28 protein-coding genes and 2 pseudogenes are annotated in these 26,065 nt (G+C 38.7%); 29 read left to right on the forward strand and 1 reads right to left on the reverse strand.

Annotation, left to right across the window (positions count from 1 at the left end; translation table 11 throughout):
- Positions 1–516 precede the first annotated feature (516 nt).
- The 27 genes and pseudogenes from J2S10_RS17910 to J2S10_RS18040 form a co-directional block, all read left to right on the forward strand.
- On the forward strand, positions 517–816 hold the full coding sequence (locus J2S10_RS17910) for a hypothetical protein (RefSeq protein WP_307410263.1): 300 nt from the start codon (positions 517–519) through the stop codon (positions 814–816).
- A 323-nt stretch (positions 817–1,139) separates the two neighbouring features.
- The gene (locus J2S10_RS17915; RefSeq protein ID WP_307410265.1) at positions 1,140–2,438 is read left to right on the forward strand and encodes a polysaccharide deacetylase family protein; all 1,299 of its coding nucleotides are present in this window, start codon (positions 1,140–1,142) and stop codon (positions 2,436–2,438) included.
- A gap of 108 nt (positions 2,439–2,546) precedes the next feature.
- Positions 2,547–3,275 carry an endonuclease/exonuclease/phosphatase family protein gene (locus J2S10_RS17920; protein ID WP_307410267.1) on the forward strand — a complete coding sequence of 243 codons (729 nt, stop codon included), beginning with the start codon at positions 2,547–2,549 and terminating at the stop codon, positions 3,273–3,275.
- A 136-nt stretch (positions 3,276–3,411) separates the two neighbouring features.
- Positions 3,412–4,902, forward strand: a complete 1,491-nt coding sequence (locus J2S10_RS17925) for an alkaline phosphatase family protein (RefSeq protein ID WP_307410269.1) — start codon at positions 3,412–3,414, stop codon at positions 4,900–4,902.
- A 385-nt stretch (positions 4,903–5,287) separates the two neighbouring features.
- A pseudogene (locus J2S10_RS17930) lies at positions 5,288–5,431 on the forward strand (GntT/GntP/DsdX family permease); the annotation flags it as partial.
- 615 nt (positions 5,432–6,046) lie between these two features.
- On the forward strand, positions 6,047–6,736 hold the full coding sequence (locus tag J2S10_RS17935; RefSeq protein ID WP_307410272.1) for an alpha/beta fold hydrolase: 690 nt from the start codon (positions 6,047–6,049) through the stop codon (positions 6,734–6,736).
- A gap of 9 nt (positions 6,737–6,745) precedes the next feature.
- The gene (locus J2S10_RS17940) at positions 6,746–7,021 is read left to right on the forward strand and encodes an alpha/beta fold hydrolase (RefSeq protein WP_307410274.1); all 276 of its coding nucleotides are present in this window, start codon (positions 6,746–6,748) and stop codon (positions 7,019–7,021) included.
- Positions 7,022–7,148: 127 nt separating this feature from the next.
- Positions 7,149–7,337 (forward strand): hypothetical protein, encoded by a 189-nt coding sequence (locus J2S10_RS17945; RefSeq protein WP_307410276.1) that lies wholly within the window; start codon positions 7,149–7,151, stop codon positions 7,335–7,337.
- Between the two features lie 11 nt (positions 7,338–7,348).
- Positions 7,349–7,750 carry a glutathione S-transferase C-terminal domain-containing protein gene (locus tag J2S10_RS17950; protein WP_307410278.1) on the forward strand — a complete coding sequence of 134 codons (402 nt, stop codon included), beginning with the start codon at positions 7,349–7,351 and terminating at the stop codon, positions 7,748–7,750.
- Complete coding sequence (locus J2S10_RS17955) at positions 7,747–8,256, forward strand: GNAT family N-acetyltransferase (protein ID WP_307410279.1); 510 nt, start codon at positions 7,747–7,749, stop codon at positions 8,254–8,256. Before J2S10_RS17950 ends, J2S10_RS17955 begins: the two co-directional genes overlap by 4 nt.
- Before the next feature lie 14 nt (positions 8,257–8,270).
- On the forward strand, positions 8,271–8,807 hold the full coding sequence (locus J2S10_RS17960) for a GNAT family N-acetyltransferase (protein ID WP_307410284.1): 537 nt from the start codon (positions 8,271–8,273) through the stop codon (positions 8,805–8,807).
- A gap of 182 nt (positions 8,808–8,989) precedes the next feature.
- Positions 8,990–9,469: a GyrI-like domain-containing protein gene (locus J2S10_RS17965; RefSeq protein ID WP_307410287.1), complete on the forward strand. Its 480-nt coding sequence runs from the start codon at positions 8,990–8,992 to the stop codon at positions 9,467–9,469.
- A 647-nt stretch (positions 9,470–10,116) separates the two neighbouring features.
- Positions 10,117–10,560, forward strand: coding sequence for a ferritin-like domain-containing protein (locus J2S10_RS17970; protein ID WP_307410290.1), 444 nt, complete (start codon positions 10,117–10,119; stop codon positions 10,558–10,560).
- A gap of 94 nt (positions 10,561–10,654) precedes the next feature.
- On the forward strand, positions 10,655–10,855 hold the full coding sequence (locus tag J2S10_RS17975) for a hypothetical protein (RefSeq protein WP_307410293.1): 201 nt from the start codon (positions 10,655–10,657) through the stop codon (positions 10,853–10,855).
- A 323-nt stretch (positions 10,856–11,178) separates the two neighbouring features.
- Positions 11,179–11,634: a GNAT family N-acetyltransferase gene (locus tag J2S10_RS17980; protein WP_307410296.1), complete on the forward strand. Its 456-nt coding sequence runs from the start codon at positions 11,179–11,181 to the stop codon at positions 11,632–11,634.
- Positions 11,635–12,385: 751 nt separating this feature from the next.
- Positions 12,386–12,622 (forward strand): hypothetical protein, encoded by a 237-nt coding sequence (locus J2S10_RS17985; RefSeq protein WP_307410298.1) that lies wholly within the window; start codon positions 12,386–12,388, stop codon positions 12,620–12,622.
- 64 nt (positions 12,623–12,686) lie between these two features.
- Entirely contained in the window at positions 12,687–13,364 is a 678-nt protein-coding gene (locus J2S10_RS17990; RefSeq protein WP_307410300.1) for a TIGR00266 family protein, read from the forward strand.
- 210 nt (positions 13,365–13,574) lie between these two features.
- Entirely contained in the window at positions 13,575–13,958 is a 384-nt protein-coding gene (locus J2S10_RS17995) for a VOC family protein (RefSeq protein WP_307410302.1), read from the forward strand.
- Positions 13,959–14,092: 134 nt separating this feature from the next.
- The gene (locus tag J2S10_RS18000; RefSeq protein ID WP_307410304.1) at positions 14,093–14,263 is read left to right on the forward strand and encodes a hypothetical protein; all 171 of its coding nucleotides are present in this window, start codon (positions 14,093–14,095) and stop codon (positions 14,261–14,263) included.
- A gap of 69 nt (positions 14,264–14,332) precedes the next feature.
- On the forward strand, positions 14,333–14,761 hold the full coding sequence (locus tag J2S10_RS18005; RefSeq protein WP_307410306.1) for a VOC family protein: 429 nt from the start codon (positions 14,333–14,335) through the stop codon (positions 14,759–14,761).
- A 421-nt stretch (positions 14,762–15,182) separates the two neighbouring features.
- Positions 15,183–16,430 carry a cation:dicarboxylate symporter family transporter gene (locus J2S10_RS18010; RefSeq protein WP_307410938.1) on the forward strand — a complete coding sequence of 416 codons (1,248 nt, stop codon included), beginning with the start codon at positions 15,183–15,185 and terminating at the stop codon, positions 16,428–16,430.
- 181 nt (positions 16,431–16,611) lie between these two features.
- The gene (gene nirB, locus J2S10_RS18015) at positions 16,612–19,023 is read left to right on the forward strand and encodes a nitrite reductase large subunit NirB (protein WP_307410308.1); all 2,412 of its coding nucleotides are present in this window, start codon (positions 16,612–16,614) and stop codon (positions 19,021–19,023) included.
- Positions 19,024–19,044: 21 nt separating this feature from the next.
- Positions 19,045–19,356, forward strand: a complete 312-nt coding sequence (gene nirD, locus J2S10_RS18020) for a nitrite reductase small subunit NirD (protein ID WP_370876243.1) — start codon at positions 19,045–19,047, stop codon at positions 19,354–19,356.
- A 272-nt stretch (positions 19,357–19,628) separates the two neighbouring features.
- The gene (gene dctA, locus J2S10_RS18025) at positions 19,629–20,882 is read left to right on the forward strand and encodes a C4-dicarboxylate transporter DctA (RefSeq protein WP_307410312.1); all 1,254 of its coding nucleotides are present in this window, start codon (positions 19,629–19,631) and stop codon (positions 20,880–20,882) included.
- Between the two features lie 109 nt (positions 20,883–20,991).
- Positions 20,992–21,675: a response regulator gene (locus tag J2S10_RS18030; protein ID WP_307410314.1), complete on the forward strand. Its 684-nt coding sequence runs from the start codon at positions 20,992–20,994 to the stop codon at positions 21,673–21,675.
- A 36-nt stretch (positions 21,676–21,711) separates the two neighbouring features.
- A complete protein-coding gene (gene dcuS, locus J2S10_RS18035; RefSeq protein ID WP_307410316.1) occupies positions 21,712–23,310 on the forward strand; it encodes a DcuS/MalK family sensor histidine kinase in 1,599 nt (532 codons plus the stop codon).
- A 72-nt stretch (positions 23,311–23,382) separates the two neighbouring features.
- A pseudogene (locus J2S10_RS18040) lies at positions 23,383–23,691 on the forward strand (malic enzyme-like NAD(P)-binding protein); the annotation flags it as partial.
- 78 nt (positions 23,692–23,769) lie between these two features.
- Here J2S10_RS18040 and J2S10_RS18045 read toward each other — a convergent pair.
- Positions 23,770–24,180, reverse strand: coding sequence for a VWA-like domain-containing protein (locus tag J2S10_RS18045; RefSeq protein WP_307410319.1), 411 nt, complete (start codon positions 24,178–24,180; stop codon positions 23,770–23,772).
- A 167-nt stretch (positions 24,181–24,347) separates the two neighbouring features.
- On the opposite strand from J2S10_RS18045, the gene J2S10_RS18050 reads away from it, so the two are divergent.
- Positions 24,348–25,001, forward strand: a complete 654-nt coding sequence (locus tag J2S10_RS18050) for an MtnX-like HAD-IB family phosphatase (RefSeq protein WP_307410321.1) — start codon at positions 24,348–24,350, stop codon at positions 24,999–25,001.
- Positions 24,998–26,053, forward strand: a complete 1,056-nt coding sequence (locus tag J2S10_RS18055) for an iron-containing alcohol dehydrogenase family protein (RefSeq protein WP_370876234.1) — start codon at positions 24,998–25,000, stop codon at positions 26,051–26,053. Before J2S10_RS18050 ends, J2S10_RS18055 begins: the two co-directional genes overlap by 4 nt.
- The last annotated feature ends 12 nt before the right edge of the window (positions 26,054–26,065 follow it).

A 26,065-nucleotide genomic window follows, 5' to 3' on the forward strand; every position in this document is an offset into this window, starting at 1 on the left:
AGCCCAATTCCTCAGTATTAAAATAGAGAAATTGGGCTTTTTAATATTAGAATTTCCTGGTGTAAATTTGCATTTTCCTGACGCTACCCCAACTAGAGCGAGCAGCTAGCCCCTGGAGGTCAAAATTGAGCAACCTAAGAATTCAAATAACGGACTTCATAGGTTGGAGACATTTTTGTTTGAGGCTAATCAAGGCGCTTGCACATGGTCCCTTGGTCAGTCAGATTTTCAGTTGTTGTATCCTCATAATTTCTTGTATTTTGTTGATACTATTGTATGTTGAATTAAATAGTAAAGAGTAGTAGCTCAAGTGGAGAATCAAATGAACTCGGAATCTTTCTTTTAAAGGGGTTGAATAGGTGAGGCGGAGAGGTGAAAAAAATAAATCCGAAAAAAAAGATAAAATTCTTATTCTATCCAGTACTTTTGGAGAGAGACATCAACAAGTTGCCTACGCGGTCCGCGAGGCGGTGCAGTCGCGCCTGTCAGATGCAGAACCAGTTGTTGTGGACTTTAATGGCAGGAATTGCAGATTCTAAAATTGCTGATACAGGAACCCCAATCAAATCAAAATTTTACGAGCATCATTCTCGTAAAGATCTATCTGTAAAATATGGACTGGATTTTGACTTACCTACGATCATGGTGATGGGTGGGGGACACGGCATGATTCGCGATGGTTTATCGACCTTTCGCGAGCTGGATGCATTACCTCAACCCAAACAACTTATCATTGTATGTGGTCACAATGATAAATTACGACATCAGTTAAAAGACGAATTAAAAGTTCCTAATAGGTATGAAAGAGAACGTTAAACGATTTCATTTGAAAGGAACGAATTTTGGTGCTCTTGATGTGATTATTCGAACGAAACAACAAAGCCTAACCTTGATTTTAACACCAGATATGGAAGTTGAAAAAGGTGAGCCAAGACTTAAAAGTACAAATTCTTTTGGCTAGATATGGTAGGAAATCACTAAGTATTACGTGTTACAAAATGTTTTAATGAAGAAGAGATCGATAGATTGGTTCAATTATCCCATGATCGTTTGAGTTAGTCTTCGTTATTTGTTGACATAATTCTAGATTTTTTTGCTCCTACAAGGCGATAAAGTGAAACGGAGAAGGAGAATGTAACATGGAGGAAGCCATATTTTGGACTTTGATCATTCTGTTCTTTGTGTATGGAATGATTCCATGGATATGTACAGCTGTCTTGGGCTTTGGTGTATTCCGCAAGAGCCCATCATGTCATGAGGTAGCCTTTACATTTGATGATGGACCTGATCCAAGATTTACACCGAAATTACTGGATCTCTTGAAAAAGTATAATGTTAGAGCGACATTTTTTGTCCTTGGTTCGAAAGCAGAAAAAAATCCTGAACTTATACGACGTATGAATCAAGAAGGACATTTAATTGGGCTCCATAATTATGTGCATCGAACAAACTGGTTAATGACTCCTTGGACCATTCGCCGAGAACTAGACCGTTCAGCTTCCATCATCGAACAAATTACAGGTGTGCGATCTATCTATTATCGTCCTCCGTGGGGGCTGCTTAACCTTTTTGATTTTTTATTGCGAAAGGAATTTCGAATCGTGTTGTGGTCTTTGATGGTAGGTGATTGGCGGAGTAAAGGTGGAAGTGACAAAATTAAGCGTAGATTAATGCACAAGATCAAAGGAGGGTCTATCATTCTTTTACATGATAGCGGAGAAACGTGGGGAGCCAACCCGGACGCACCATTACACACTATCAAAGCTCTAGAAGATGTATTCTTAGATCTATCGCATCGAGGCTATACATGTGTACGTATAGACCAGATTCCTCCATTAGGAAAACAAAAATTAGCATCAGAAGTAAGCTGGAAAAAGAAAGTAATGGTTTCTATATGGCTCAAATGGGAAAGAGTGTTTAATTGGTTATTTCATATCCATCCCATTGATAAAAATCATCCATTCTTAAACGTAAGAATACGTACTTATTGGGGTAAAACAGTTCAATTGTCAGACGGAGAGAAAATTCAAAGAGGAGACCGTGTACTGGAACTACATTTTAATAATGAAGTGCTTTATAACATGGGAATCCATTCACGTTCTTCTATTCAATTAGCCATTCAAATGATTCGAACAACGGAACAATTATTACCGAAGACTCTGCCTATCATTTTAAACCATCCAAATTATGAAAAGATTAAGGCACTATACGGGGTTTCTATGATCTATCGTGGAACAAAACAATTCGGGTTTATCGTTAATGACTTACCAAGAGGACCATTCTCCTTCTTTACCAAAATATATTTGCGCTTATTAATGTCTGTCGTTCATCCTCAAGGAAAAGATAGATTACAAAACAAAGTTGAACATCTTGTGCCAAAGATGATGGTCATGTCGACAAAGGAACTTATGCGAAGATATCCCATTGAAAATCTTTAGATTGTTTATCCCTCATAAGCCTGGAGCAAGAGGGGGATGCATCGCCCCCACTGATTTAGTTTCACTTAATTGCGAGTAAATGATTTTCGATTTTGAGGTGAGGAGATTTTGGATATTAAGGTTATGACCTATAACATTCACCATGGTAAAGGGCTCGATAAGCAAACGGATCTTCATCGAATTGCGGATATAATTGAAAAAAGTAAGGCAGATATCATTGGTCTAAACGAAGTGGATAGGAATTTTTCTAGGCGAAGTGACTATGAAGATCAGATTAGTTTGCTTGCAAAGCAATTAAACATGTATCAAGGTTTTAGTCCGTCCATCTCTTTACCGTTCAAGAACCAGGCGAACGTTCGGGAATATGGAAATGCTCTTCTGTCTCGATATCCGATTATTACTAAAAAGAGTCATTCATTTCATTTAAAAGCAGGCCTAGCCGAACCAAGGTCCCTACTAGAAGCGTCCATTCAAATAAATGGAAAGTTAGTTCGATTTTATGTTACTCATTTAAGTTTAAATTCATTTCTTCATCGAAAGCAAGCGAACTTTATCATCCATCAGCTTGACAAGTGTTCACATCCGATGATTATTATGGGTGATTGGAATATGAGACCGGGATCAAATAAATGGTGCAATATAACGAAAAAGTTTCAAGACGTTTGGAATCTTGCAGGCAACGGGACAGGATTTACTTATCCATCAAAGAAGCCAAGAATAAGATTGGACTATCTTTTTGTGAGCCAAGAGGTTCGAGTTGTTGACGTAGAACTTGTAAAAATTTTATCAAAAGCCTCCGACCATTTGCCGTTAAAAGCGACACTTTCTCTTTATTAGTCAATAGGTTTGACTTTTAAAAAAGATTCATTTCTCCTGTGAACAAATCATGTATCCTATTATTCATATGAATTTGATATTTGTTCATAATAATAACTATACAAGCAAGAATCATTCTACAAAGGGAGAAAGATTGATGACATTAGTGCATTCTCAGAAAAAAAGAGTGATTTTACTCATGGTTGACACATTAATGGATTCTTCTTTACAAGCGGCATTAAATACCGGGAATGTTCCTGCCTTTCAATTTTTTATTGAAAAGGGTTGTTATTTCCCTGATGTTGTTAGTCCATTTCCAACTATGTCTGTTACCGTTGACAGTACATTATTAACTGGTGTTTACAGTGATAAACATAAAGTTCCAGGACTCGTTTGGTATAACCAAAAAGAAAAAAGAATTGTTAACTATGGCAGTCATGTAAGAGAACTAATTAAACTAGGACTAAAGCAATCTATGGGAGACGTATTTTTCAATTTAAATCATATCCATTTAAATAAGCAACATAAAACGATTCACGAAATCCTACATGATGAGGGAATACAAACGTCATCCATCAATGCACTTTTATATAAAGGAAGTAATCCCAATGTATTAAAAACACCCTTTCTCTTATCCATGGTGACAGGAATGAATAAGAAGATAGAGGTTCAATCACCAGACTTACACTCATATGGAGCTTTTCGATGTCTAAATCCTGTCAAAAAGTATTCCTTTTCTTGGCAAAAATATGGTTTTAACGATAAATTTTCAGCGAACGAAGTGGGGTATCTTATCAATCAAAATAAACTACCACCATTAACCATAACTTATTTTCCTGATTTAGATCAAAGCGTACATAAAAATGGGAGGACGGATATAAAAGGAATACAAAAAGTAGATAAACAATTACAAAAAATCCTCAATCAGTACCCGTCATGGGATGAGGCTTTGTCAAACAACATATGGATTATTTCAGGAGACAATGGTCAAGCATGGATTAGTAGCAATAAGAAAGATGCATTAATTGACCTAAGAGATCTTTTGAATTCCTATCGAATCGGCGTATTAAAAAAGGGGGTTACATCTCAAGACGAAATCATTCTGTGTGTGAACGAAAGAATGTCTTTTATTTATACGCTGGACGATCAAAAAGCGCCTTTACAGGAAATCGCGAAAGTCCTGCAAAATGATCATCGAATTGATGTCATTGCCATTAAAAATGAAAAATCAGTAACCGTTACATCCGGAATACATGAAGGACATCTTCATTTTCATCCTGAAGGAGAATATGCTGATGAGTATGAGCAATCTTGGTTCCTAGAAGGGAATACAGAAATATTAGATCTTTCCCTCACGAATAAAACAGTGAAATATGGAGATTATCCTGATGCCCTAGCAAGGTTATATTCTTCCTTTTTCTCACATGAAGGGGAGTACCTCATTGTAAGTGCAAAACCCGGGCACGAATTTATAGGTGAAGGTTCTCCTACACATATAGGTGGTGCAAGCCATGGGGGGTTACACAAGGAAGATTCCTTTGTGTCCATGATTGTTTGTGGCACTTCTTCAACCCCAAAGCACTTACGGATTATAGATTTTAAGGATTGGCTTTTGTCGCTAGTTCAAGAAAGCTACCATTCAAAGTAATCCTACCGGAAAGAAGCAGGAGGGGATTTTTCTATGGCGGAAAAAGGTCAAAAATTAAAGTTGATATAAAAAGATGCTCTTCCGCAATCAGGCGCTTTAGTGGAGTAAGATAATTATTTATAGACTGATCGGTTTTTACCGTTCAGTCTATTCTTTTCTCAATAAGGTACATTTATATTAAACGTGTTCATCACTCAGGAAAGTTAATATTTTCATTTGTCTCAATAACACCGTTCGAAAAAGTACACTTTTCCAAACGGGTATTTTTTGTTCCATTGTGGGGGCTACAGGCTTGTTGGCACCACTTGTAGGATCCGACCCGAGCATTAATAAGGAGCTGCTGGTAGTAGCGATTGGTTCGGGTTCGTAATTCTTTAACTACGCCAATCATGCTGGATTCTGGTTGGTAAAGGAATCATTTAGTATGTCGATGGGAGAAACCTTTAAAACAATCCTACTAATCCAATCGATCATTGGATTAGTAGGATTGGCCATAGCGCTCTTATTAAATCTACTGCCGCATTTCTAATTAATTTTAAAATGATATAAAAAGAAGAAATTTAAAATAGCTTGAAAGCCTGATATGCTCCCAATAATGTGGACAGATAAAATAATAAAAATCTGTTTACCTTATTGGGGGCTTTTTCTATGGAAAAAAGTGCTTATTCTGTACAAGAAAAGTATGATTTAATTGTCGCGTATAGTTACAGACAAATTTCGGTTCAAGACTTCTGCCGTCAATACAATATATCTGATGAAACAATGAAAGAATGAATTTATCTATTTCAGACATATGGAATGAATGGACTCTTACATAATTCCAGTGGATGGAAACGGTACTCTAACCTGTTCGTATTTTTGAGGCAAAAAAGCCATCACAAAACAACTTAATGTGTGATGGCTTTAATTTTATAAAATTATGAATTGGTTTGTACTGTAGAAACGGCCTTCTTTTTCCAAGGATACCAGTTTTTTTGATTTTAACCATAGTTCTTTTAAAAAATGGATCTCCTAGACTCTGAAACAAGTAAATGGGTATTTGTTTTTTGTGCTATAAAATCAATGAAGTAATATAAAACAATTGGGATAATGTGGTAAAATATAGAAAAGAGTTCATTAGATTATTCAACTGGGAGGTCGTAAAATGTTTTCACGAAAAACAAAAATGATCCGCAGTGAATTTGAATCAATTGCATCGTTGGAAGAGGTAGTGATTGGCGGGATCAAACAAATGATTTTGGTAAGAGGGGAAAATGTTGAGAATCCCATTATGCTCTTTTTGCATGGTGGACCTGGAACAGCCCAAATAGGATTTGCCCCTAAATTCCAGCGGGACTTAGAAAAGGATTTTGTCGTCGTGAATTGGGACCAAAGAGGCTCGGGGTTATCTTATTCTCCTGCTATCAAGAAAGAAGAATTGACGATTGAAAATATGGTCAATGACACAGTTCAGTTAGTTGAGTATCTTTTAAAACGCTTCAATCAACAAAAACTATTCCTAGTTGGTCATTCTTGGGGAACCGTACTTGGTACTTTAGTGACAAAAAAATGCCCTCAATATATTTATAGTTACATAGGAATCGGCCAAGTGGTTAATATGCGGGAAGGGGAAAAAATTTCGTATGACTATACGATTAAAAAGGCGAATGAACTAAAGAAAGACAAGGCCATTAAGGAGTTAAAGAAGGTTGAGCTTAATCCTTCCGATATGAAGTATTTAGGGGTACAAAGAAAATGGTTGATGAAATTAGGTGGTTCCTTTATTGGAGTCAGTATGTATAATCTGATCTATTCGAATATGTTCTTTGCTAATGAGTATACCATCAAGGACTAGTTTCGCTATTTGAAGGCTGGGAAGCTTTCTTTAGAAACACTGTGGTCACAATTACTAGATATTGATTTTTTAAAAACTGCACCAAGATTGGAAGTTCCTGTTTATTTCTTCGCGGGCAGACATGATTATCAAACACCTTTCCTATTAGTAGAACAATACTTTGATATGTTGGAATGTCCGTATAAAGAGCTTATTTGGTTTGAAAACTCTGCTCATTTATTGAACTATGAGGAACCAATGAAATTTCACGAGGAATGCATCAAAGTAAAAGAAAAAATGGCATAGGACGAGTACAATATCAATATTTTAGAATGATTTTATATGGGAGCTAGTAAAGATATATTTTTCAATGGGAAGGATATTTGAATAACAATTCGAATATCTAACTATATAAAATGGAAGGGTGTACTCTATGTCACAAAATAAGCAACTATCAAGCAGCCAACTAGACTTTCAAAATAATGAAGGGAAAATCGAAATTTCAAACTCCATGAAGGAAATTAATGTAGATGGATCGTATAATCGCCAAAAAAATAGATTTACGACCCCTTTTGGGAATCATGAGGGAGAGCTGCCAGTGGATGCCGGGAGATACCGCTAGCGTATGACACCTTGTTTGCAAGATTAGATGAATTAGAGCAGCGACTCTTGGGCCAACGATTCTTATTTGGCGATTATATAACAGATTCTGATGTACGCTTATATGCCACATTAGTCCGCTTCGATGTTGCATATTACTCAGCCTTTAAGGCAAATCGAAATCGAATTGTCGATTTCCCTAATTTATGGGGCTACTTGCGTGACTTATATCAAACGCCTGGATTTGGTGATACGACTGATTTTGATGCAATCAAACGGCATTATCATTTATCTACCCATATCGCAAGTGATGATCAAAAGGGACAACTCATTTTACCAAAGGGTCCGGATTTATCTGGTCTTGAATCAGAGCATAATCGCAAGGTATTAAGTAATAAAGAGGAAAAATTTTTAATCCGGCAGGTGAAATTATGATTATCCGTGATGCTGTAGAGTATGAATTACCATTTATTCGAGAACAAAGGGTGGAGTCCTATCAAGAGCATGCTCATCGAATTCCTGAAGGACATTGGCAGGCACTGAAACAGGCAATCTCATCGGATGCGGATTTACAGCAAGGTGTAGAACGAATAGTCGTGGAAATGGATGGGAAAATAGTAGGCAGTGTGGTATTGTTTCCTGCCAAAACGGATGCCTACAAGGGTTTTGTCGTTGAACTGGATTATCCGGAAATCCGCATGCTCGCAGTTGCACCGCAAGCTCGAGGAAAAGGAGTGGCAACGGCCTTAATTTCTGAATGTATATTGAGAACGAAAGCAAAAGGCTTCCAAGCCATTGGACTGCACACAGGAGATTTCATGGATAGCGCAATGAAATTGTATGAACGCCTTGGTTTTGAGCGATTACCGCAATTCGACTTTGAGCCCGCAGATGATGGCATTATCGTGAAAGCATATCGGTTATCTTTTCAAGATAGGTAGGAAAGGATTGTTAAATGATTAAGGGTGAAGCGATTTATATAAGACCGGTTGAAATTGAGGATGCTGCAGCACTGCTTGATTTGCAAACTAAAAATCGTGGTTTCTTTGAAAAATTTGCTGTAGATCGGGATAAAAATTTTTATACCCTTGAATCACAGCTTGAAAGGATTAAGCGTTTTGAAGAAGACTGGAAAAACGACCAATCCTATAACTTTGGCATTTTTCAAGATAACGGTACCTTAATTGGTACAATTAATCTTTTTCAAGTACTAAGAGGATCTCTTCAAAGTGCGTTTATCGGCTATTTTTTAGATAAAAAATACAATGGAAAAGGCTATACAACCGAAGCGGTAAAGCTGATTGTGGAATATGCCTTCAGCCAATTAAAGCTACACAGAATCGAAGCAGGCGTCATGCCACATAACATTGGATCGATTCGGGTGTTAGAGAAGTCAAGTTTTCATAAAGAAGGACTTGCGAAGAAAAATGTTAAGATTAATGGGAAATGGGAGGACCATCAGGTGTTGGCAATTGTTAACCCTAATGATTAAATTCCCCCATAAATGCTCATGACTGTATAAACTGAGGATAGCGGATGAAAGACATTCAAACCTTTAAGAATAAGGATATTGTTGCAATCAGAAAATAAGGGGCTGCTAACCGTCTCTTGTGCACCGGTGTGGATTACTACAGCGATTAATCGCAAAGGAAAATAATAAAAGGAGTAAAACCAATGAAATATAAAATTGTCGAAAGAGATGCCTTCCGGGTTACAGGTATTAAGCGGGAATTTTCATGTGGTTCCGGGGAAGCGGGAATTCCGGGCGTTCCGGAATTCTGGGGTGAAGTCCAAGGAAGCGGAATCACAAATCAATTAGTTGAATTAAACAATGGTGAAATAAAAGGATTGTTAGGGATTACTTCCAATTATAACGCAGCGAAAAACGTAGTTGATTATTCAATTGCTACTGAATATAGCGGGCAGGTACCTGATGGATTAGCGAGTTTTGAAATACCCGCTTCGAAATGGGTGGTTTTTGAAGTTCGAGGCCCCGTTCCGGGAGCAATTATAAATGCATGGCATCAAATTTATACAGAATGGTTCCCGGCTAACCAATATGAACCTGCAGCATTACCTCCTTTTGAAGCATACATAGATTCTGATCTCTCCAGTGAGAATTCTTATAATGAAATTTGGGTTCCGATCAAATAAGCTTCATAGTAAGTAGAAAACACATAGAAAAAGTTTATGTGAACAGGAAATCTGTTCTTCAAGAAGGATTTGAAAGACAAAACCGCTAAGGGAACGGTCAAACTGTCCTTGAAGAAGGATTCGAAGGACAAAATCGTCTCAGAGAAGGGTCAAACTGTCCTTCAAGAGGGGGGTGAAGGACAAAAACACTTAAGAGAACTGAAAAAATGTCCTTCAGATTTAATGTGAAATGTCACGTGAATTGAGTTGTGAAAAAGCGCCTAATAAGTGAGCCCATTAAAAAATAGTATGGGTTCTCTACTAATAATGACACCAAAGATTCGATTCAATTCAATGAACTATTTTTATTATTACTCTAACAATAAACCTATCCAGTAAAAACAACGGTTCTAAGCATTCAAGAACTAACTCAACAAGTTCCCATTTATCATTTTCGTGTCTATTTCTCTTCTTTTTCAATTTCATTATTTATCTTTGTGGACCTCCTAAACATCTTTATAATCTACACAATATCTATTGTTATATTCCATTTCATTGTTCAACAATCCTTTAAGTAAAAGGTAAAAGAGATGATCCATCTATTCACTATGCACCTAGTGCCTCATTAAAACGTAAGATAGTATCAAAATAAATGGGGAGGTCTAGGTATGTATCCTTATACAAATTATCACGATGCTTTAAATAGACCATCGAATAAATTGGTTAGTGATGTTGAAAAGGCCATTAATGGAGAGTATAGTGCCATACATTGTTATGGCAAGCTGGCAAATTTGACCTTAAGCGGGGAGGAACGAAAACGGATTCTCGAGATACGTAAGGATGAAATAAAACACTTTCAACAATTTGAACAGATTTTTGTGAGCCTTACGGGAAAACAACCGCAACCAAAGATCGTTGAAGAATGTCCTAATGTTTATTTAGATGGTTTAGAATTTGCTTTACAAGATGAGCAAAAAACCGTTGATTTTTACTTGGAAATAGCCGACGATTCAACAAACCAACACATCAAAGAGGTATTTCTTCGGGCAGCAGCTGATGAACAGAACCATGCCGTGTGGTTTTTATATTATTTTTCTAAAAATAATAAGTAGTTTTTTATCTAAAAGAGCTAATCCAAGCTCTTTTTTACACCTATACTTATAAATCCCTCAAACAAAGAGTGTTTTCTTTTCAGGAGATGTTGAGATGGATAGTATAATCCAGTCGTACTTTGAAAATCTGGAATCTAAGGATAAAGACGTTCAGCACGAAGCTTATAAAAAAATTTTAGCAGCAACGGCAAAAGCAGTAGATTGGTCCTATGAAGTTTGGGATCAATTGAAGGAAGAACTAACGTATCCTGATAACCACAAAAGATCAAGGGCGGCACAATTTCTTTCCCATTAGGCGATAAGTGATCCTGAAAAGAGAATGCTCAAAGATTTTCCGGCATTATGGGAAGTGACTAAAGATCAAAAGTTTGTGACTGCTAGACCAGCTAGCCCCACTTTCCAAACTGATTGCAAGCTATGGAGGCATACATAATATGGCCCCTTTAATCCTTTTACTACTAATATAATAGGAGGTATTCAATGCAGCCGCGTATAACAGTCAGGGTTGTCTTTTTCGGCAACTCTTTTTTTAATTGAATTAACGAAGCAGGAGTTGAATTTGGTAAAATAGAACATTATGAATTATTACCATTTTAGAGACTGAGGAGTAAGGTTTTTATGGAAATAAAATTAGATGATTTAACCGGATCTGAAGTGGCTGAATTAGTGGGTGAACATCTTCAGAGTATGGCAAAACACTCCCCGCCCGAAAGTATTCATGCCTTAAACCTTGAGCGGTTAAAAAAACCGGAAATTACATTCTGGAGTGCATGGGAACAAGGTGAATTACTTGGTTGCGGGGCCCTTAAAGAACTCGATGGTCAACATGGAGAGATAAAATCAATGCGAACCTCTTCATCACATTTAAGAAAGGGTGTGGCGAAGCGTCTCCTTCAACACATAATTGAAGAAGCCAAGCAACGCGGCTATCAACGGCTAAGTTTAGAAACTGGCTCAATGTATGCTTTCGAACCTGCAAAAAGGCTTTATGCAAGTTACGGGTTTCAATATTGTAAGCCGTTTTCAGATTACATTGAGGACCCAAATAGCGTATTTATGACAATGGAATTATGAGCTCGTTTATAAAAAAAGTAGGAAAGCACATTTTAAAAGGTTGAATTAAGCCTTTTGTCTTTATTCAGTTATTCTTATTAATTCCTATAATCATTATTAGTTTTTATGCGGTAACAGATGGAAATTCACTGCTTTTCTAACTAAAATAATGGACCGCCTTGCTTAAAAAAGTCTAAAAATAAGAAAAATAATCGCCAATATGATTACCACTGTCATGATAAATGGACCTAATCCCGAACTATATACAAAGTAAACAGTAATGTGTCGTAACCCATTTACAACAAGAAATATGAGTAAGATGAGAGTCAAAAAAATGATTAGAGCCGTGTTTTTATTTTTGTACATTACCTTCAGCCCCTTTCATACTCAAAAGACATCTAGTTCAATTATATAAATTCTTGTAGTCTTTATAACACGCAAAATCAATTTAATACATGCTGGGTGATTAATGAGCATGAAAAAGCGATGCCTTCATCAAGGTCCATGGAACGTTCATAAAGGGTTCCTTCACATCGTAAATTTTAATAAAGAGGAATTTATAAACATTGAAATATCTCAACCACTTTAATCTTCTCAGTGTCTTCAGATTTCGCAAAAATTGTCGATTTTTATCGAAAAATATTATTTTAATGTATTCGCTTTCAGTTGGTAAAATCAAATGTATCTATTGAATATTTATAATATTTAATTTTTTGTAATGACCTATTGAAGGTGTTGTTATTAACGTAGAAATCGCAGGGGAGGATAAAAAATGCAACAAATACGCACAAGGAAAATAACAAGGAGAAGAACGGTAAAGAAATTACAGGGAAAAACCGTTCGATTAAGTATCGGAATTTCGGAAACGATAAGAAATGATTTTCGGGATGCGGTGGAAAAAAACGGAAAAACAATGAAGGAAGTTTTGACTTTATATATGCAAAAATACATTTGGAAACAAGGAGAATTACAAAGAAATAGGCAACAAAGACGCCACGATATTGGATAAGTGCGATACCGTTTTTTATTAGTAGGCTAATAAAAAGGAAATCATCTAATTTGGGGGCATGTTCATGGAATATCAAATTAAAGGAAGTACGATGCAATCATTGCAACTTCAGTTGGAGCGTGGAGATTCGATTTACAGTGAAGCAGGTTCGCTTCTTTCCATGTCTCCGACCATTGAACTTGAAACCAATTTTACAGGTGGAATTGGAGGCGTTTTCAAGCGCGTCATCACTGGGAATACTGCCGTGTTAAATCATTTTAAAGCACTTCATGGGGAGGGTCACGTTTCGTTCAGCACGCGCATGCCCGGTCACATCGTGCCTTTACAAATGGACCGTTACAATTCCGTCCATGTACAGAGGCATAGCTTTTTATGTGCAGAAGAATCTGTGTCACTAAATGTGGTCGGAAATATGGGATTAACAGGCTTTTTCGGCGGCAACGGACTGATTTACAACAAGTTGGATGGAAGTGGATTGGCGTTCATTTCGGTAGATGGGGAAGTCAATGAAATGTATCTGGCGACGGGCGAAACGATCTTGGTTCATCCCGGACATCTTGCTGCTTATGATTCTCGTGTATCTTTTGAAGTGCAGCGGCTCAAAGGATTCAAAAACATGTTTCTTAGCGGGGACGGAATGTTTTTGGTAAAACTTACAGGAGCAGGCACCGTTTGGCTGCATACATTAAGCCTTCATGGACTTGCAGAAGTCATGATGCCGTATATGTCTTCCCGTGGATAAAATAGGTAAGTTGTTAATGATGTGAGGAATATTAACGTAATCTTCATAGCAGCCTCTGTTTCAAACCTTATTTTTTTTCCGCAAAGGATCAAAATTCTTAAAATAAATTCATTACATTATTTTCCTATATAGTATTATTGGTATTGTCAGAGAATTACTGCCAAAAGAAAATTTTGTCAGACAGACATTTGAAAAAGGAGTCGATCTCTTATGAATCAAAAAATTACTACGTTTTTAATGTTCTCCGGCAAGGCTGAAGAGGCAATGAATTTTTACACCTCTGTATTTGATCACTCAGAAATTAATAGTGTTTTTCATCATGAAAATGGAACTGTATTACACGCGGTTTTTACATTAAAAGGACAACGCTTCATGTGTATTGATAATAGCAGCGGGCAAGAACATTCTTTTACACCTGCGATGTCATTGTTTGTAACATGTGCTTCAGTAGAAGAGATTGACGGGGCTTTTGAGAAACTATCTCAAGATGGACAAGTGTTAATGCCGTTAGCTGCATCTCCATTTAGTGAAAAGTTTGGGTGGGTACAGGATAAATATGGCGTTTCTTGGCAATTAAATCTTGCTGAAAAATAATGAAAGAAAGGTTATACTATCTTACTATCGGAAATACTTATTTAGGTTGACAGACCGTAGCTAGCACACTATTCGCTAATGCGGTATATTTAGGCTGTGAGAAAGGTTTTTAGATTTTGGAGGTATTAAATAAAATGACCGAAAACAAGGTAACAAACGAAGCCCTATCCGAGCTTACCATGCAGGGTGGCCCTCTATCGGCAACCGAGGAGGAGCAGAAAACCTTCGAGGCAGCACGTGAAGGAATTAAAGCGGGATTTGGCGGAACCTTTGACCAGCTCGAGGATTTTCTCAAAAAGGCCTAATTAATAGGTTTTGGTGCACTTTTTCACTATTGAAGAAAGCGCTATCAATATATTTTAGGAGTGAAGCAAATGTCAGTAGATGTTTATCTGAATTTTAATGGAAACTGCCGTGAAGCAGTTGAGTTTTACGCACAGGTCTTTGGAACAGAAAAGCCAAAATTTATGACTTTCGGAGAATCGCCGCCTAACCCGGAATATCCTCTTCCGGAGGAAGCAAAAAATTTAATCATGCATACACGGCTTAACATTGATGGAAGCAATGTGATGTTTTCGGATGTATTTCCCGGCATGCCTTTTATTGAAGGGAACAACATTAATCTTTCATTTGTTAGTAAAAATCTGGACGAGGTAAAATCTTCATTTAATAAGCTCAAAGAAGGCGGTACTGTAGGCATGGAACTACAAGAAACATTCTGGAGCAAATGCTACGGCCAATTAACTGATAAGTTTGGAATCCATTGGCAATTTAACTATGACAATGGAGAAATGGTAATGTAATTATAATAAAGAGCTTGGAAAATTCTCCAAGCTCATTAATTTTTGCCTAAAGCAAACAAAGGTATAAAAAAAGTACCTCTAGATGGTAACATTCAATGGCCCTTAAGTGGAGTAGAATTTCTGTTTCTTCTCATTTTATTATTTGTTAAGTCTCCTGTTTAGTATACTGATTTAAATAATTTAATTAATGAACTAATACAATATAGCGGCAGGGGAGTGACCCTGCCACTTTTATGCATTTAAAAACACAATATTCAAATAAGGAATATTTTCATATTGTGAAAATAGATAATAAGGACTAAAATATACTAGTATAACAAAAAATAAAATAGTATCAAATGATTTATTATTGTAAGTTGATTTTTTGTCACAATTTCAATTTACAAATACAGAATTTATTAAAAGAAGGGGAGTGTGAATGATGAAAAAAATAAGTTTGGCATGGCAAATTTTCATTGGATTGGCTCTTGGTATTGTTGTCGGGGCTAGTTTTTACGGAAATCCGCATCTGGCAGATTACCTGAATCCAATTGGGAATATTTTTATCCGTTTAATTAAAATGATTGTGGTTCCAATCGTTATTTCAAGTTTGATCGTTGGTGTAGCGGGTGTAGGGGATATCAAATCATTAGGAAAGCTTGGGGGAAAAACCCTGCTTTATTTTGAAATCATCACGACAATTGCCATTGTGGTTGGGCTTTTGGCGGCAAACGTGTTTCAGCCGGGAGCAGGAGTCGATCGTTCCCATTTAACAAAAACAGACATTAGTACCTATGCAACTACCGCTAAAACAACAGAGTCCCATTCGATGATTGACACAGTTGTAAATATTGTTCCGACGAATATCATTCAGTCTTTAGCAAATGGGGATATGTTAGCGATCATTTTCTTCTCCGTTATGTTTGGCCTAGGAATAGCGGCTATCGGAGAGAAAGGAACGCCGATTCTCAATTTCTTTAGAGGAACAGCAGATGCGATGTTCCATGTAACCAACCAGATTATGAAGGTAGCACCGTTTGGTGTTTTTGCATTAATTGGAGTCACCGTATCTAAATTTGGATTATCTTCGTTAATTCCGCTAGGTAAACTGGTTCTTGTGGTATATGGAGCAATGATCTTCTTTATTCTTGTAGTGCTCGGAATAGTTGCGAAAATTGCCGGGTATAACATTTTTAAACTTATCAAGTATTTAAAAGACGAATTATTGTTGGGGTATTCAACAGCGAGCTCAGAAACCGTCCTTCCAAAAATCATGGAAAAAATGGAGAAACTCGGCTGTCCAAAGGCGATTACATCCTTTGTTATTCCAACGGGGTATTCCTTTAACCTTGATGGATCGACATTATATCAAGCGATAGCTGCACTTTTTATTGCACAAATGTATGGAATTCATTTGAGTATCGGGCACCAAATCACATTGGTATTTGTCTTAATGCTCACTTCAAAAGGGATTGCCGGAGTTCCGGGTGTATCGTTTGTTGTTCTTCTTGCAACATTAGGAAGCGTGGGTATTCCGGTGGAAGGACTTGCCTTTATCGCGGGTATTGACCGTATCCTTGATATGGCACGTACATGTGTTAACATCGTCGGAAACTCTCTTGCCGCTATTGTTATTACCAAATGGGAAGGACATAAACTCAAAGACAAACCAGAAGAAAAAGTCGCATAAAAGAAAAGGCGCCAGCCCCCAAAGTGGGGTTGGCGCCTTTTCTTTTATGCGATGAGGTGACAGGCACCTCGAGAACAATTCTATGTGAGGTTTTGTTACATGAATGTTGAACCAACAGATAAATAAAATTACCATGTTATTAATATTAATATGGCTAAACCATTGGAGGCGACGGTCAAAAGTGGCAAAGGAGAAATTAGTGCTAGTTGGGAATGGCATGGCGGGTGTTCGCTGTATAGAGGAAATTTTAAAGTTGAAACCGGATCGTTTTGATATCACGATCTTTGGAAGTGAGCCCCATCCAAACTATAATCGAATACAATTATCAAAGGTTTTGCAGGGGGATACTTCGATTAAGGATATTACCATCAATGACTGGAACTGGTATGAAGAAAATGGGATCCTGTTATACCCGGGAGAGACGGTTGTCAAAATTGATCCGGTTGGACAATTCGTTTTTACTAGTAAAGAGCGAAAAGTAAACTATGACAAGTTAATTCTTGCTACCGGGTCATTACCGTTTATGCTGCCGATTCCGGGAGCAGATAAAAAAGGGGTAACTGCATTTCGTGATATCAAAGACTGTAAAGAAATAATTGAATATTCAAAAATATATAAGAAGGCAGCTGTAATTGGCGGCGGTTTATTAGGTTTAGAGGCGGGAAGAGGCCTGTTGAATCTTGGTATGAAGGTTGATGTGATTCATATCGGGGATTACTTGATGGAAAGGCAGCTGGATAGAACAGCCGGCCAACTTCTTCAAAAGGAACTTGAACAGCAGGGAATGAACTTTCTACTGGAAAAACAAACAAAAGAGATTATCGGCGGGGAGCGGGTTGAGGGACTTCGCTTTAGTGATGGGGAAGTAATTCAAGCAGACCTAATCGTTATGGCGGTAGGGATTAAGCCGAACGTCCATCTGGCGAAAGAAAGCGGTATTCCTGTTAATCGCGGTATCCTTGTAAATGACTATATGGAGACGGAAATGGCCAATATTTATGCCGTCGGCGAATGCGCCGAGCACAGAGAAATGGTTTATGGCTTAGTTGCACCTCTTTATGAACAAGGGAAGGTATTAGCAAATAAGCTTTGCGGAATAGAGGAAACTCCATACGTAGGATCAACGGTTTCCACGCAATTAAAGGTGTCAGGGGTGGATGTGTTTTCCGCAGGACAAATCTTCGAGGATGACCGCACAAAAACCATGAAGGTCTTTGATGATTATCGCAGGATTTACAAAAAAATCCTTATTCAAAATGGGAAGATCATCGGCTCGGTTCTATTTGGGGACACAAGTGAGGGGAATCGCTTACTGAGCCTAATAAAAAAAGGGGCCGATATTTCCGCGTATACCGACAAAAACGAAAGTGAACAAACCAGGGGCTGCATTACAGCAACAATGTCAGGCGAAGAAATCATTTGCGGCTGTAACGGAGTAACAAAAGGAGTCATTGTTAACGCTATTCAGTCACAAGGATTAACGACGGTTGAACAAGTGAAAGGCTGTACGAATGCTTCAAGGTCATGCGGCGGGTGTAAATCGCTTGTTACAGATTTACTTGAGTATTCATTAGGAGCCAAGTTTAACAGGACAGATCAAAAAGAGTCAATCTGCAGCTGTACCGAATTAACAAGGGATGAGGTCGTTCAAGAAATTCGTGAAAAAGGCTTAACCCATACGAGGGAAGTCATGAATGTCCTTGGCTGGGAAACAACAGATGGCTGTTCAAAATGCAGGCCTGCACTGAATTACTATTTAGGAATGCTCGATCCCCTCCATTATCAAGATGAACGGGAATCACGCTTTGTGAATGAACGGCTTCATGCCAATATCCAAAAGGACGGAACATATTCCGTTGTACCAAGGATGTACGGAGGTGTGACGGATGCATCGGAATTACGAAAGATTGCCGCTGTTGCTGAAAAATACAATGTTCCATTAATTAAACTTACAGGCGGCCAGCGGATTGATTTACTAGGGGTGAAGAAGGAAGACCTTCCAGGCATTTGGGCTGACCTTGACATGCCGTCAGGATATGCCTACGGAAAATCGCTTCGTACGGTTAAAACCTGTGTCGGTGAAAATTTCTGCCGTTTTGGTACGCAGGATTCAATCAGTATGGGAATTAGGTTGGAAAAGAAATTTGAACGGTTAAGCACGCCGCATAAAGTAAAAATGGCAGTTTCTGCCTGTCCAAGAAACTGTGCTGAATCAGGTATTAAAGACCTGGGTGTGGTTGGCGTCGACGGTGCATGGGAACTTTATGTCGGCGGAAACGGCGGGACGCATTTACGGGCGGGAGATCTTCTTTGGAAAGTGAAAACCGAGGAGGATGTTCTCGAGATGACAGGGGCCTATCTGCAGTATTACCGTGAAACAGCAAATTATTTAGAACGTACCTCTAAATGGGTGGACCGAATGGGATTGGATCATATTAAATCAGTCTTAGAAAACAAGGAGACCCGCCAAGAATTGAATGAACGTATAGATGAAGCATTGTCTGTCTTAAAAGATCCGTGGCAGGAGGCTATTGATAGTGACGACATTCAAAGGGAACTCTTTAAGACTGCCAAGGTGCCTGCCAAATTCTAATTAGGGGGAATGGATGTGGAAATGATCCGTTATCGAATAAAAGTGGCAACTATAAATGAACTGCCAAAAAATTTAGGTAAAACTGTAAAAATCGGATCGCTGGAGCTTGCTCTTTTCCGTCTTGCCAATGGAGAAATTCGAGCCATTGAAAATCGGTGTCCTCATAAAGGGGGCGTCTTGGCGGAAGGGATGATTAGCGGCGAGCATGTCTACTGCCCGATGCATGATTGGAAAATCAATTTACTAGATGGAAAGGTTCAAGCACCTGATATCGGCTGTGTCAAAACCTATGAAACGGAAATCCTTAATGAAGATGTAATCGTGATTCTATAAGGGGGATTTTTATTAGAGAATCAGAGGGGGCTAGCCCCCTCTGATTTTTTGGTGCCTGGCACCTCGATTACACAATAATGTTATGTTTCGTTACATTTCTTTTTGCTGTGACCAAAATCACCAAAAAGAACGATATAACCAAAATATTGTCAGACTATTTGTAAAATTTATATACTACGGTTAGGTGATAAACAGGTTGTATCGCTTTCAGATACCCTGTATTGTAAGTGTTTACAAATTTATTGAATGAATAATTTAGGGGGAATGGTTGAATGAAGATCAATTTTAAGAGTCTAACATCACAGGTTTTGATTGCCATTGTTTTAGGAATTATCTTTGGTGCCTTGTTTCCGAAAGCAGGAGCGGATTTGAAGGTTTTATCTGATATCTTTGTTAAAATGATCAAGATGGTCATTGCGCCGATTATCTTCTTAACTATCGTTGTCGGAATTGCCGGCATGGGGGATATGAAGAAAGTTGGAAGAATTGGCGGAAGAGCGATTCTCTATTTTGAAATCGTTTCCACTATCTCCTTGGCTATTGGAATTCTGTTTGCGACCGTGTTCAAGCCTGGAGCAGGAGTGAATGCACATAGCGCGAAGGGTGACATAAGCCAATTTACAAAAGCAGCAGCACAGGGAAGTCATGGCGTCATGGATTTTATTATGGGAATCATCCCTGATAACTTTATGGGAGCTTTAGCAGGCGGCCAGTTGCTGCCGATTCTTTTCTTGGCAATACTTTTTGGAATTGCGTTATCCGGCCTAGGCGAACGAGGGAAATCCGTAATTGAGATATTTGAAAAACTATCGGATACCTTCTTTCGGATTGTTAACATTATTATGTATTACTCTCCAATTGCGGCATTTGGTGCAATCTCCTATACAATCGGTCAATTTGGAATTGGTTCACTTGTATCGCTTGGAAAATTGTTTGGTTTAACTGTATTCGCGATGGTCGTATTTATCGTGGTCGTTCTAGGAGCGATTGCAAAATTCTACCGATTCAACATCTTCAAGTTTATCAGTTATATCAAAGACGAAATCTTTTTAGTTCTTGGTACATCATCATCTGAATCGGCTCTGCCAAAAATGGTTGAAAAGCTTGAGAACTACGGCTGCTCCAAGTCTGTTGTTGGTCTTGTTATTCCTACGGGCTACTCCTTTAATCTTGATGGAACGTCCATTTATCTATCGATGGCAGCGCTGTTCATTGCTCAGGCCTTTGGGGTAAACTTGAGCTTTGGACAGGAAGTAACATTGCTTGGTGTTTTGATGCTTACCTCTAAGGGGGCAGCAGGTGTAACAGGTTCAGGATTTGTCACCTTGGCTGCGACTTTGGCCGCATTCCCGAGTGTACCGGTGGAAGGAATTGCCTTGCTACTGGGTGTTGACCGCTTCATGTCGACTGCCCGTGCGCTAACCAACCTAATTGGCAATGGTGTAGCGACAGTGGTAGTATCGAAAATGGAAAATGAGTTCGATGAAAATGTGGAAATTGACAAGGCTATTGGAAAAACTGCGTAGCAAGCGGTAAACATAATCATTAGCAGCCACGGGTTCCGTGGCTGTTTCTTTGATAATTGGAAATTAAGTAATCTATAATGAAAGAAAAAGTATTAAAAGGAGAGCATTCATGCAGCCAATCCGTGTAATGATCGTAGAGGATGATCCAATGGTCATGGAGATTAACGCAGAATTTGTATCCAAGCTGTCGGGCTTTGAGTTAGCAGGAAAAGCATTCAATGGCAAAGAGGCGATCTCGTTATTAAAAGATATTCGACCTGATCTCGTTCTACTCGATTATTTTTTGCCTGACACGAATGGACTTTCCCTATTGCAGGAAATTCGGACAAATAATTACCCAATGGATGTTATTCTACTAACGGCCAATAGGGATCCGGAGCATATACGGGAAATCTTTCGGGCAGGGGTTGTCGATTATATCGTCAAGCCTTTCCGATTTGACCGATTTCAAACAGCGTTGGAACAGTACCGCTATACATTAAGAAAGTTCAAGGAGAATAGGCCATTAGATCAAGCGGATTTAGATGCCATCAAAGGAATCCGGCCATATCAATCCGAAGTATTAGTTGAGGAGCTTCTGCCAAAAGGGTTAAACGACCGCACCTTGCAGCAAATTTTGCAATTTTTAGCAGGGCAAGAGATACCGCTGTCTTCTGAAGAAGTTGCTACCGGCACAGGATTAGCGCGGGTAACGGTCCGCCGCTATTTAGAGTACTTGGAGAAAAAGGGAGATATCGTCATGGACGTTCAATATGGCTCCGTTGGCAGGCCAATCAATAAGTACAGGTTATAATCCATCCCAAAATACATCATGAAAGAGGGGAAACCTGTGCGGAAGAAAAAGCCTCTGTTTAGTCTACAAACAACCATTACCTTACTGGTTTGCAGCGTTGTGGCCTTGGCATTATTTGTAACGGATCTGCTCATCAGCGAAGAAGTTGGGAATACTACACAAAAAAACCAGGAAGAAAAAGCATTAAATATTGCCAGGATGACCGCAAATTCTCCTATTGTAGTGGATGCCCTGAGCGGAAAGCGAAGCGAGATTGACATTCAAAAATATGCCGGTGATATGACCAAGATAACGAATGTCGAATTCATCGTGGTCATGAATATGAAGGGGATTCGGAAATCACATCCTAATACGAACCAAATTGGCCAAAGGTTTGTTGGGGGAGATGAGGGTCCTGTGCTTCATGGTCATGAACATATATCCACCGCGAAAGGTACATTAGGGTACTCTTTACGTGCATTTACACCAATCCGTACAGCGAGCGGTAAACAGATTGGCGCAGTCGCGGTCGGAATTTCACTGGCTAATGTAAAAGAAGACGTAAGAAACAGCAAAATGGTCATCTATTTTGCAGCTATTTTCGGAGTATTAGTAGGGGTGATAGGGGCTATCATTTTAGCACGAAAAATTAAAAGAAGTATGTTTGGACTTGAACCCTTTGAGATTGGAAAATTACTTGAAGAGCGAAGCGCGATGCTGCAGTCGACGAAGGAAGGAATTTTAGCAGTCGACCAGGATGCCCGCATAACGCTGATTAATAATGAAGCCCTACGGCTATTTGAAGAAGCGGGGATCAAGGACAATCCGGTTGGGCACTCAGTGGAGGAATACATACCGCATCTTCATTTAAAAAACGTGCTGAAAACAGGCAGTCCCGGAATAAACGAAGAAATTGATTTATCAGGTATTACCTTACTGGCGAATCACCTGCCAATCAGTGTGGGAAGTCAAATTGTTGGAGCGATTACCACGTTTCGTGATAAAACTGAAATGAACCAGTTAGCGGAAGAGCTTACCGGTGTGAAGCTCTATGCGGAAGCATTAAGGGCACAGTCCCATGAGTTCATGAATAAACTTCATGTAATTCTTGGTCTGGTTCACTTACAGCGTTATGAAAAGCTGGACGATTATATTAACCGGATTTCAGAGCATCTTCAGAATGAGGTCGGGTATATTGTAAGCAAACTAAAGGACCCGGTTTTAGCGGGATTCATTCTCGGAAAAATGAGCTACGCCAGAGAATTCGGTGCAGAACTTTCTTTTACAGGAGAAGGTGTTCTGCCTGAACCAAACAGACCTGAATTGACTCACGAATTAATCACGATTATTGGAAATTTGCTGGATAACGCTTTGGAAGCTCTTACAGAGCAGGAGACCAAAAGGCTGTCGGTCCATTTCGAATATGATGATATTGAACTTTTATTGGAAGTAGCTGATAATGGTCAAGGTATAGAGGAAGAAATCGTAGATAAAGTATTTACGAAAGGATTTTCTACCAAGGGAACCAATCGAGGAATCGGTTTATTCCTCGTCAAACGAAGCCTGGAAAAACTGCATGGTGAAATGGAGCTTCAAACGAGAGCCGGAGAAGGAACAAGATTTATTTTTACAATCCCCTATCCACCCAAGGAGTAACGTTAGAAATTTTTAAAAACATCAGGAGGAGATCCACGTGTCAACAGGAACAGGTACAAGTACACACATTACCCTGAAATCGCCGAGCCATACGTAAGAGTGTTAGCGACCGGCCGATCCGATTTTCCAAATCAAATCAATAATGTTCTCTGTTTTCCAGGGATTTTTCGCGGTGCGCTCGATTGCCGCGCAAGGGAAATTAATGAGGAAATGAAAGTAGCGGCAGCTAAAGCGATTGCCTCCGTCGTCACGGACGAGGAGCTGAGTGAATCGTATATTATCCCGAGTGTGTTCAACGATAAGGTTGTAAAACGTGTCCGCGAAGCGGTTGTTAAAGCAGCAAATCAAACAGGAGTTGCCCGTAAAGAACCGCGTGTGTAGAAATATTGGTTTTATAAATCTTAAACCGTCTGAAATTCAGACGGTTTTTTGAAACTATCCGGCTTTAGGGTTTTGCTGTTACGCTACCTTTATCGCTTTTCCAAACGGTACTTTAGGAAGGTACTCATCCGGAACTAACCAGTAAAGTTCATAATCGACATTTTTAATTTCCTCATATATATAACCGGTTACATCCGTAATATAGAATAGAGTATCAATCTGTTCATTTTTGGCCCATTCAAGTACATCGGTATAGGAAGATTTTCCGTGTGTATAATATTTGATGGTATTGGCTTTTACTGGGGTGATGCTTCGTATTTTAAAGTCTGCTTGAACGAGAATGGTATCGGGTTTAACAGTTTCGAATAATTTCACAATGTTGTTAATGAGATCGGATTTTACTTCGGCTGTAGAGGTATCAACTGCTAGGGCTATTTTTTTATCTTCTCTTTTTTGGATCATGGATAAAAGCTTCATATGCCATTTCAAATAAACCAACTCCCTTTGTAGTGAATGAGCAGCAGTTTTTAGTTTGGATTTTCTCCAAAGGAAATATGTTGGTTAATCCTTCTAATATCTTACGATTTCAGAGGAAGTTTTTTTGTGCTTTTCCGGGCAAAATATAATAAATAACTTATATCATGGAGGATTAATAGGTGAAAAAATGGGCGTTTGTTTCCGATTTTGACGGAACTATTTCGAAACAGGATTTCTATATCATCATGATGGACAAGTACTTCCCTGCCGGTCGTGAGCTTTTTAAAAAATGGAAATCCGGGGAGATGATGGATATTGACTTCTTAGGCACTGTTTTCAAGTCCATCAATCAGGAGGAAGAAAGGATTATTGAGGATACGTTATCCATCCCAATTGATGAGTATGTACCCGATTTTATTAAGAAGGTACAAAAGAATGGCGCCGATTTTTACATCTTAAGCGCCGGAACGGACTATTATATTTATCATCTTTTAAAAAAGTACGGCGTTGAAAACGTAAAGGTTTTTTCAAACGAAGGCTACTACCGTGAAAAAAATGTCCATATGAACATCGATAAAAACCAGTGGCATTATTCCGAACGGTACGGAATTGACAAAACCAAGGTGATTCAAAAATTGAAGGAAGAGTATGAAACTGTATATTTTATCGGGGATAGCGAACCGGACTCGCACCCTGCAAAAGTTGCTGATGTTACTTTTGCTAAGAACGGTTTACAGGAGTTGTTGCGTGAACAAAAGCTACCGTTTATTGCCGTAAATGATTTTAAAGAGGTTGAAAATTATTTGGTTGAAGAAGGGGTAATGCACACGTGATGACTCCTGTTACAAGTATTCCAATTCCTGCAATTTTGGAAATTGGTGAAGGTACTGTTTTTAACCTGGATAGGATATTAAAGCAAAACGGCTTCTTAAATGCTGTTTTCCTGTTTGATGATTTCACCTATCAAACGTATCAACAAGTCATAATAGACTCGATTTCCGCAACTAAAATTACTTCCCTGTTGATGCCGCCTGATATGGATATCCAAGAGTTGATCAAAAAAGCTTTTGAGATGGAGCGATTTGATGTTGTGATTAGCATGGGAGGCGGAATGGTAATCGATTACGGAAAATATATTGCCTTTTCACGAAGGAGTCCTTTTCTTAGCATACCGACTTCAGCATCCAATGATGGTTTTGCCAGCAGCAATTGCTCCCTAATTGTTAATAAAAAGAAAACAACGGTTCCGGCTAGGGTTCCATATGGAATTATTGCCGACCTCGAAATCATCCGACATGTGCCTGATCGATTTATTTTGGCAGGCATCGGTGATTTGATGTCCAACATCACCGCTCTTTATGATTGGGAGTTTGAGGAAAAGCATGAGGTGACTCGAGTGAATCATTTCGCCTATATGCTCAGTAAAAAAGCAGTAAATAGCTTTATTCGGACACCTATGACAAATATAAAAGACCCTATTTTCCTAAAAGAGCTCATCAGTTCGCTTACGCTTGGCGGTATCTCGACTGTTATAAGCGGGAACAGCTCTCCCATAAGCGGCTCAGAGCACCTGATTTCCCATGCGCTGGATAAAATTTCTAAGCATCCGCAAATGCACGGAATTCAAGTCGGTATCGCTACCTACATAATCGCAAATATTCAACAGCATCGTGCCGAACGAATGACAAAAATTTTTACGAGAACGGGCTTTTTTGATTATGTGAAAGATCTGAGCTTAAATAAAGAAGAATACAGTCAAGCCATTGAAATGGCTCCGACAATTAAACCGAACCGATACACTTATTTGCATGATGAGACATATCGGAAGAAAGCACTGCAATTTTTGGATGAGGATGAGACATTACAAGAAATCTTTCAATCATGAAAAATCGTAGGG

This window comes from Neobacillus ginsengisoli (assembly GCF_030813055.1).

Coding starts and splice junctions, on each gene's coding strand:
- J2S10_RS17970 (WP_307410290.1), top strand. CDS start 10,117: ATGTATCCTTATACAAATTATCACGATGCTTTAAATAGACCATCGAAT.
- J2S10_RS17945 (WP_307410276.1), top strand. CDS start 7,149: ATGTCACAAAATAAGCAACTATCAAGCAGCCAACTAGACTTTCAAAAT.
- J2S10_RS18005 (WP_307410306.1), top strand. CDS start 14,333: ATGTCAGTAGATGTTTATCTGAATTTTAATGGAAACTGCCGTGAAGCA.
- J2S10_RS17910 (WP_307410263.1), top strand. CDS start 517: ATGGCAGGAATTGCAGATTCTAAAATTGCTGATACAGGAACCCCAATC.
- J2S10_RS17990 (WP_307410300.1), top strand. CDS start 12,687: ATGGAATATCAAATTAAAGGAAGTACGATGCAATCATTGCAACTTCAG.
- J2S10_RS17995 (WP_307410302.1), top strand. CDS start 13,575: ATGAATCAAAAAATTACTACGTTTTTAATGTTCTCCGGCAAGGCTGAA.
- dctA (WP_307410312.1), top strand. CDS start 19,629: ATGAAGATCAATTTTAAGAGTCTAACATCACAGGTTTTGATTGCCATT.
- nirD (WP_370876243.1), top strand. CDS start 19,045: ATGATCCGTTATCGAATAAAAGTGGCAACTATAAATGAACTGCCAAAA.
- J2S10_RS17935 (WP_307410272.1), top strand. CDS start 6,047: ATGTTTTCACGAAAAACAAAAATGATCCGCAGTGAATTTGAATCAATT.
- J2S10_RS17925 (WP_307410269.1), top strand. CDS start 3,412: ATGACATTAGTGCATTCTCAGAAAAAAAGAGTGATTTTACTCATGGTT.
- J2S10_RS17915 (WP_307410265.1), top strand. CDS start 1,140: ATGGAGGAAGCCATATTTTGGACTTTGATCATTCTGTTCTTTGTGTAT.
- J2S10_RS17975 (WP_307410293.1), top strand. CDS start 10,655: ATGGATAGTATAATCCAGTCGTACTTTGAAAATCTGGAATCTAAGGAT.
- J2S10_RS18000 (WP_307410304.1), top strand. CDS start 14,093: ATGACCGAAAACAAGGTAACAAACGAAGCCCTATCCGAGCTTACCATG.
- J2S10_RS17960 (WP_307410284.1), top strand. CDS start 8,271: ATGATTAAGGGTGAAGCGATTTATATAAGACCGGTTGAAATTGAGGAT.
- J2S10_RS17955 (WP_307410279.1), top strand. CDS start 7,747: ATGATTATCCGTGATGCTGTAGAGTATGAATTACCATTTATTCGAGAA.
- J2S10_RS17980 (WP_307410296.1), top strand. CDS start 11,179: ATGGAAATAAAATTAGATGATTTAACCGGATCTGAAGTGGCTGAATTA.
- J2S10_RS18010 (WP_307410938.1), top strand. CDS start 15,183: ATGAAAAAAATAAGTTTGGCATGGCAAATTTTCATTGGATTGGCTCTT.
- J2S10_RS18030 (WP_307410314.1), top strand. CDS start 20,992: ATGCAGCCAATCCGTGTAATGATCGTAGAGGATGATCCAATGGTCATG.
- J2S10_RS17985 (WP_307410298.1), top strand. CDS start 12,386: ATGCAACAAATACGCACAAGGAAAATAACAAGGAGAAGAACGGTAAAG.
- J2S10_RS17965 (WP_307410287.1), top strand. CDS start 8,990: ATGAAATATAAAATTGTCGAAAGAGATGCCTTCCGGGTTACAGGTATT.